The sequence below is a fragment of the Sneathiella sp. genome, assembly GCF_047631475.1.
Lineage (GTDB): Bacteria > Pseudomonadota > Alphaproteobacteria > Sneathiellales > Sneathiellaceae > Sneathiella.
Map to the genome: position 1 here is coordinate 145,243 of NZ_JBLHZT010000004.1, position 7,624 is coordinate 152,866.

At 48.4% G+C, this 7,624-nt stretch carries 5 protein-coding genes; 1 reads left to right on the forward strand and 4 read right to left on the reverse strand.

All coding sequences use genetic code 11. The features are described from left to right. Positions 1-19: 19 nt before the first annotated feature. The 4 genes from ACJAYR_RS03005 to ACJAYR_RS03020 form a co-directional block, all read right to left on the reverse strand. Positions 20-1,336, reverse strand: a complete 1,317-nt coding sequence (locus tag ACJAYR_RS03005; RefSeq protein ID WP_415235226.1) for a TolC family outer membrane protein — start codon at positions 1,334-1,336, stop codon at positions 20-22. A 125-nt stretch (positions 1,337-1,461) separates the two neighbouring features. Continuing rightward, on the reverse strand, positions 1,462-3,717 hold the full coding sequence (locus tag ACJAYR_RS03010) for a CHASE2 domain-containing protein (RefSeq protein ID WP_415235227.1): 2,256 nt from the start codon (positions 3,715-3,717) through the stop codon (positions 1,462-1,464). A 1-nt stretch (position 3,718) separates the two neighbouring features. After that, positions 3,719-5,005, reverse strand: coding sequence for an HlyD family type I secretion periplasmic adaptor subunit (locus ACJAYR_RS03015; protein ID WP_415235228.1), 1,287 nt, complete (start codon positions 5,003-5,005; stop codon positions 3,719-3,721). Continuing rightward, on the reverse strand, positions 5,002-6,768 hold the full coding sequence (locus ACJAYR_RS03020) for a peptidase domain-containing ABC transporter (RefSeq protein ID WP_415235229.1): 1,767 nt from the start codon (positions 6,766-6,768) through the stop codon (positions 5,002-5,004). The genes ACJAYR_RS03015 and ACJAYR_RS03020 overlap by 4 nt, the downstream gene beginning before the upstream one ends. A 276-nt stretch (positions 6,769-7,044) precedes the next feature. Here ACJAYR_RS03020 and ACJAYR_RS03025 point away from each other — a divergent pair. Beyond that, on the forward strand, positions 7,045-7,624 hold a 580-nt coding region (locus tag ACJAYR_RS03025; RefSeq protein WP_415235230.1), incomplete at its 3' end, for an MBL fold metallo-hydrolase.

Below are 7,624 nucleotides of genomic sequence, written 5' to 3' on the forward strand. Positions count from 1 at the left end.
CAAACATCAAAACTGAACGTTACAGTTCCAGGTTCTCCGGGCTCAACTCACCAATGGCGAGCAATACACGATACACAGCCGCTCGCGCTTCATAGGTTGCACCAACCTGAGCAATTCGAGCGTTATAAAATTCGTTCTCTGCATCCAGCACGTTCAGTGCTGTTTCCTTGCCGCCATCCCTGAGGCGTTGGCGAGCAACAAATACTTCCGCGGCAATATTCACCGCGTTCTTCAAAAGATTTTCCCGTTTCCGGGCCGTTTCCAATGCATCCCAAGCAATCCGAACTTCTTCTTCAACTTTCTGCTTCGCAAATTGCAAAGAGGCCAATGACCCACTGTGGCGGGCTGCTGCCTGACCAACCCGAGCGTCAGTCAGAAAGCCTGAAAAAATTTCCCAGTTCAGTTCCAACCCCGTAAAAAAGCTTTTCTCCGTCCCTTTTGTACCATCCACATCCCGTTCCCAGTCATAGCGGGCGACCGCATCAATTGATGGGTAATAATCAGACGAAGCCTGTATTTTCTGGTATTCCGTATTCTCAACCTGAAGCTTCACGCTACGGATCTGCAAATTTGTTTCCACCGCCCGAAGCAAACCGTCATCCAGCGTTGTTGGCATTTTCTCAAGCGGCGGAACCGCATCAAAGACGCCGACATTGTTTGCAGGCTTACCGAACACCTGCAGATAACGAGCTTTCGCCTCTTTCAACAGCCCCTGAAAAGCAACCCGGCGTTCGATCGCCCGTTGCAAGCGGGATTTGGCCTGCAGCACATCCACTTCAATTCCGGCACCGCGCTGAACCCGTTCATCTTCAAGGCGCAATTGCTTTTTCAGCGTGTCTTCATTATCCCGCGCAAGCAAATCGAGGAACTGGAAACGCTCCACATTGAGATACGCAACAACACCTTCATAGATCAGCTGCTGAGTCACAAATGACAACTCAACATCGGCAATGTTCTTTTGCGTTTCAGCAGAACTTATATCCGCTGTTGTTCGTTGACCCTGAAACAGGTTTTGGCGAACTGAGATACCAGCCTTGTATCGGTCAGTATCATAGCGGCCATCCAATGACCTATTATCAGTCGTCTCCCAACCGGCATCGCCGTTAATTGAAACTTTGGGTAAAAAACCTGAATACGCTGCGTCAATTCCCTTTTCAGCGGAAACAATATTTTGTTTCCCGGCTGTTAGTTTGGGGTGATTTTCCAGCAAGTATTTCAGATCTTCCTGCAAGCTATCAGCGATGGCATCAGACCCGGAAACCAATGCCGTACTTAACACTGCTACGCCCACCCCAATGCGAATAATATTCTTACACCCCGTAATCCGAAACTGCATAGTCTTCCCCAAAAGCACAAAAAATCTTGTATTTAGTTTGTTATTATTCCAAATTTTCGAACACTTTTAACTAATATTTAAGAAATATCCAAAAATACGGAACCTGTCCATCACACTTATTGCGGTTATTTTGTTTGCGAAATATAAATACCCGTCCAGCTGTCATCAGGAGGGGTCTTTTTGAACTCGTGTATTCGGTCGAGATACAACCCGTAGAATTTTTCCAACTCTGGGTAAATCGCCTGACATTCAAGAGCTTTCGTTTCGGCCTCGTCCCACGCCCTTGCCCGGTAAAGAGCAAGCATTTCTTCATTTAGGACCTTCAATTGCTCGACACGACTGCCTAAAAAAGCATCATGATGTGCGAGGCTCCCGAAAATCCGGACAGCACGGTCTTTTCCCTTCACCGCGATAACATCCAGCTCCAATAACTCTTGCTGGTCTACTTCCTCATAGGTCTCTTCGCCGACAATAATATCCATTCCATATTGCTTGCATTGCCCTTCGAGGCGGGATGCCAGATTTACTGCGTCGCCTAGAACGGAATAGTCAAAACGCTGGTCGGACCCCATATTACCAACCACACACGGCCCGGTATTCAAGCCGATACCCACCGCAATCTCGGTAAAGGTCCCGCCTTCTTCCTCGGCCCTTAAACGACTGGTTTCATTAACTTCTTTAAGGCGGCGTTGCATTTCCGTAGCGGCATTCAGGGCATTACGGGCATGCGCCTCATCTTCCAGAGGTGCATTCCAGAATGCCATAATACAATCGCCCATATATTTATCGATCGTACCACCATGCTGCAAAATCACATCCGTCATGGGGGTCAGAAACTGATTGATCAGGTCGGTCAAACCAACAGGGTCATCAGAAAATTTTTCTGATATTGCCGTAAAGCCCCGAATGTCACAGAAAAGAAACGTCATCCTGCGCACCTCTCCTCCGAGATGGAGACTATCGGGAGAATCCGTGAGTTTATTAACCATTTCCGGGGAAAGATAATGGGAAAAGGCGCTTCTGATCTGACTGCGCTGTTGTTCTGCGGACCGGAAGCCCGAATAGACAAGCGCGATATACATAAACGTAACGGCGCCCATCAGGAAGGTTACATCCATCAAAATCGACATTTCAATATACAAATAGGCCGAACATATAACGGCCAGACCAACCGCAAAAAGGACAGAAAAAAATGTCGTTCTGGCTCCGAAACGAGGAACAAATACAATTAATAGGAGCCCGAACACGAGAATCACCAGCCATTCGACCGCTCGCATGAGGTCACCGCGATACAGAAAATCACCTTCAAAAACCGTTTTCAGCATTTGCGCATGAACTTCAACACCGGGCACTACAGAATTCACCGGGGTCGACCGCAAATCCTTGAGCCCTGTTGCACTGGTGCCGACCAGAACGAGCTTTCCCGCTATCTCGGCGGAACCAATCTTGCCTTGCAAAATATCCACCGCAGGAAAGTAGTTTGCGTCATCAAATTTGGAATATCGGATCCACATGCGCCCATAACCGTCAGTCGGAATAAGCGAGCGGGCAATAACAACGCCTTCGACACCAGACGGATTTGACTTGACCAGAATATTGCGACCGGTTGCAACGCGCAGCATCTCCAGACCAAGGATTGGAATGAGTTTGTCCCCGACCCTGTTCAACAGTGGAATACGTCGGATAATACCATCAAAATCGCTATCGAGTGAGAAGTTGGAATACCCAGCCGCGGCAGCCTCCAACACATCAACATTCCCCACATATTGCGCCGCGGGCTTTACGAATTTCTTTGGATTTACACCAATAAAATTAATACTGGGCATTCGTTCCAGGGTGTACGTTTGAAGGACTGAGGGATCATTGCTGATAAATCCGCCAAGCACCACGCGACTATTCGCGATTGCCGCCGCAAAATTCTCATCGCTCCCCTTCATTTTAGAAAGTCTTTTCCGCGTTTCCGCATCCAACCCCTTCAATTGATTTGCCAGAACAGGCGGCGACAAACGATCTGGTTCAGGGAACACAATATCAAAGCCGATCACAACGGCGCCCGCCTCGGTCAGCTTGGTAATCAGATCCGCAAGAACATCTCTCGACCAGGGCCACTGGCCCAGCGCACCAATACTTTTCTCATCAATATCAACCACAACAACAGGAGACACCGTCTTTTCTATTCGCGGGGCGATCCGTTGGTAGATGTCAAAGGATCGGTTGCGAATACCTTCAATGAAAGGGGTGTTCAGATATTGCAGGTACAGAATTGAAAGCAGAATGGCCCAGGCAAATTTCTTCCCGAGAGAGCCAGCGAAAACATCATAAAGACCATAGAAAAAGCGCACGAAGATATTTCTTTTTTTTGCACCGCTTTTATCCGACATTCTAGCGTTCCCTAAAACTTTCGTGGCGCATCTTCAGAACAGGTTGCAGCAGATATTGCATTACCGATTTTGACCCGGTATGGACATCCACCATGGCTTGCATGCCCGGCGTTACAAGGAGCTGATCAACCTTGTCAGCATCCCCTGTCTCTGTTTCCACAATAACCTTGAAAAATGTTTCTCCATCCGATGTTGTTGTGGAATCCGCCGCAATGTTTGAAACACGCCCGGACAAACCCCCATATGTAAAGAAATCATAAGCGGTCAGTTTCACGGTAACCTGCTGACCGACCTCGATAAACGCACGATCGGCCGGGTTTAGTTTTGCCTCAACAACAAGAATATCGGAAGACGGGACAATATCCATGATCGCATCCCCCGGCCGGACAATGCCGCCAAGTGTGTTGATCCGCAGGTTTTTAACAATCCCGTCAATTGGACTGCGAACAGTTGTGCGTGTCACCTGTTCACCCGCCGTTACCAATAGCTCTCGTAAACGAGCAATTTCAATTTCGGTTTTACTCAATTGCTCTTGGGCATCCCGGATAAAATTCAGCTTCTCTTCCTGTACTTTTTCCGAAAATTCAGAGGCCGCCGCTTTCGCCCGGGGTATGGAGGGGCCCAGTATCTTGAGTTCCCCTTCCAGTCGGGTCAGCGCTATTTCCAATTCAAGATGCTCAATTTTGGGGGTTAAATTGGCCGACAGCAATTCTTTGGACATAGAAAACTTCCGCCGGGCCACTTCCAGATCGGCCTGAATTGCTTTTTTCTTGATCTGTAATTGATCCACATCCAGCTTTTTCTGCTGTGCTTTGTCCTCTAGAATTTTAAGCTTTGATTTGTGTTGGGCAAGCCGGGTTCGGTGGATATTTTTCTCCGCCTCCAGCACGGCTTTTACAACTTCGTCCGTTATCTTTGGATAATTGGGCGCACTATTTTCGCTTTCCGCTATCAAGCGGGCTCGCTTGATCAACAGCCCCTGCAATTGGGCGTTCAGTGCTTTTTCATTGATTGCATTGATGGCCAGATCCAAATGCATCAGCGGATCCCCCTCCTGAACCAGCTGCCCTTCCTTGACGAAAATCTTTTCGACAATGCCGCCTTCCAGATGCTGAATAACCTTCACCTGGTCTCTAGGCACAACTTCACCAGGCAAAACAGCAACCTCTTCAAAAATGGCATATTGCGTCCAGATTACGAACGCCGAAATCATTCCGATCGCCAGCAGACCAGCCCATCGCCAAGCGGAGAGAGGATATTTACGTTCCAGTTCAGCGTAATTGCTCATGCGCCCCAGGCCTCACTCTTACCGCCTATTTTCGGGTCTTTTCCGTTGCTGTCGCCATTTGCCGTCATTTGGCGGGATTTTTGGTCAATCGCTTTCAACACATCATCTCGAGGCCCGCTCAGAATAATGCGTTTGCGGTCTACCAGATGAAGATAATCAGTTGCCCCCAATAAAATCGGTGAATGCGAAATGACGATAATTGTCGCCTCTTCGGATAAAGTCTTCAACAGATCGCGAAAGGCGTTTTCAGCCTGTCTGTCAAGGCTCGCAGTCGGCTCATCAAACAGAAGAACGGCTGGCTTGCCGACCAGAACCCGCGCTATCGACAATCGCTGCCGGATACCACCGGACAGGGCAGAGCCCGCCTCGCCGACATCGGTCCCATACCCGTCGGGAAAGTTGGAAATCATCTGATGGATGCCGACTTTTGAACAGGCTTCTATTATTTCCGCATCAGAAATATCATCCCGTAGTCCGGCAATATTTTCCCGAATACTGCCTTGCAGCATAACCGTTTCCTGCGGAACATACCCGATCCATTGGGATAGCTGCGACCGAGTAAACTGGCTGATATCTGCCCCATCCAGCAAAACTCGCCCGTCTTCTGGCATGTACAGTCCTTTTAACAGCTTGGCCAGCGTACTTTTACCACCCCCATTGGGACCCATAAGCATATGAACGGCGTTTGATTTAAAGTCCACAGACAGATTTTCCAGAACCGGCTCTCCGTCAGAAGCATATTTAAACGTGATATTCTCAGCCTTCATATGCCCTGTCGGCTGGTCCGGGAAAATGGTTTCCACCTCTCTTTCCGTTGGCATCTTCATGACCTCGGTCAAGCGGGTCATGGATTGACGAAAAGACGCAAAGTTTTTCCAGGCGCCGACCAACTGACTAAACGGGCTGATCACCCGATTTGACAGCATATTGGCCGCGATCAAGGCACCGATGCTCAGTTCCTGATTAATAATGGCCAGCGCACCAAAACTGGTAATAACCACAGTTGTTGAAAGGGTCAGAACCGTTCCCGCATTGATAAAACCGTCCTGACGAACGCCGCGCTTTAAAGACTGTTCAACCGTATCTGCAAACACGGCTTCTGACATTTTCGCCAACCCACGGTCTAGAGATAACGCCTTCACCGTCCCCCGGCTGCCGATCATATCGCCGATAATAGAGTCCCGGCTGCGCCGACTGTTCTTCTCGGCATCGCTGGCTTTGGCGACCATCTTCCCGGAAATAGCCGCCAGCAAGATAAAAATTGGGATAAAAGACAGAAAGACCCAGGCGATAGGTTTGGCAATTATAAAAATCAGAACAATGAATAAAATGGCAAAGGGTAAATCCACCAGCAGCAGGAAAGGCGGACCCGCGACAGTATTTCGCACTGTGTCCGTATCGCGGAAAAGTCCTAACCAGTAACTGGAAGACCGACTTTCCAGATGACGCAAGGGCAACGCCCAGATCTTTTTCATCAATAAGTCGGAAAGGCCCATATCCAATCGCAGCGCGACACGTTGGATAAGCCTGCTTCTTATTTGGCGCAGTAAAAAATCAAAAAGAAGGGCCAGTGCAACACCGCCCACGAGTCCCTGAAGTGTTGCGATATTTCCAAAAGCAACGACCCGGTTATACACTTGCAGAACAAACAGCGGAATAACAAGCGCCAGTATGTTGACGAAAAAAGAGTAGAAAATAAGCTCAATAAGCTGTGGCCGGATCGTCTGACGTATTGCCGCAAACCATCGGGTACCTCCAACCATTTCCACCCCTTTCAGCCAGACTATAGAACATTCAAGCCTAGTTAATCATATCGACAGACCTTTGAACAATTTTGGTTTTTTAAGCGGTCTGCAATTCCCAATTATAGGTTAACTAACATTATTGACGCCAAATCAGCAAACATTACAAAACACTTTAGAATATATATACTACTCATATAAGAGAACTGTGGCAAACAGGAGGGTCTTGACGAGATCTGGCTCCCACTCTTTCCGGGATAAGCTTTGCCTTATTTAAGAAGAACGAACAGGACATAAATGCGGTATCTGGGTCTGATCATAATCCTTTTTGTTGTCTCTGGCTGTTCTACTTCTCAAGAACCACAGCCATTTGATCCAACCCGCCCCAAGGCCCACCACATCCAAGGCGGCTTTCGTAATCTTTATCTGGATGACACCCAAAAAGCGGGTTTTTTTGACTTTTTGTTCAAAGTTCGTTTGCAAAGCGACTGGCCTGATGAAAACGCGTTGGCAAAGATGCCGCCGACACCCCGTGTTTCGGCCGATATTGCATCGATCACCTCTCCACCCAACAAGGATTTACAAGTCACCTGGATCGGCCATTCGACATTGTTAATACAATTTGACGGGATCAACATCCTAACCGACCCCATGTTTTCTGAACGCGCTTCCCCATTTTCCTTTGCCGGTCCAAAACGGTATACCGCACCGGCCTTATCCATTGATCAGCTGCCTGACATTGATGCCGTGATTATCAGCCACAATCACTACGATCATATGGACCTTGCGACCATCCAAGCCATTGGGAATACGACGAAATGGCTGGTTCCTTTGGGAAATGCCCGCCTTTTGCAAGAGGTTGGAATAACCAATGTGA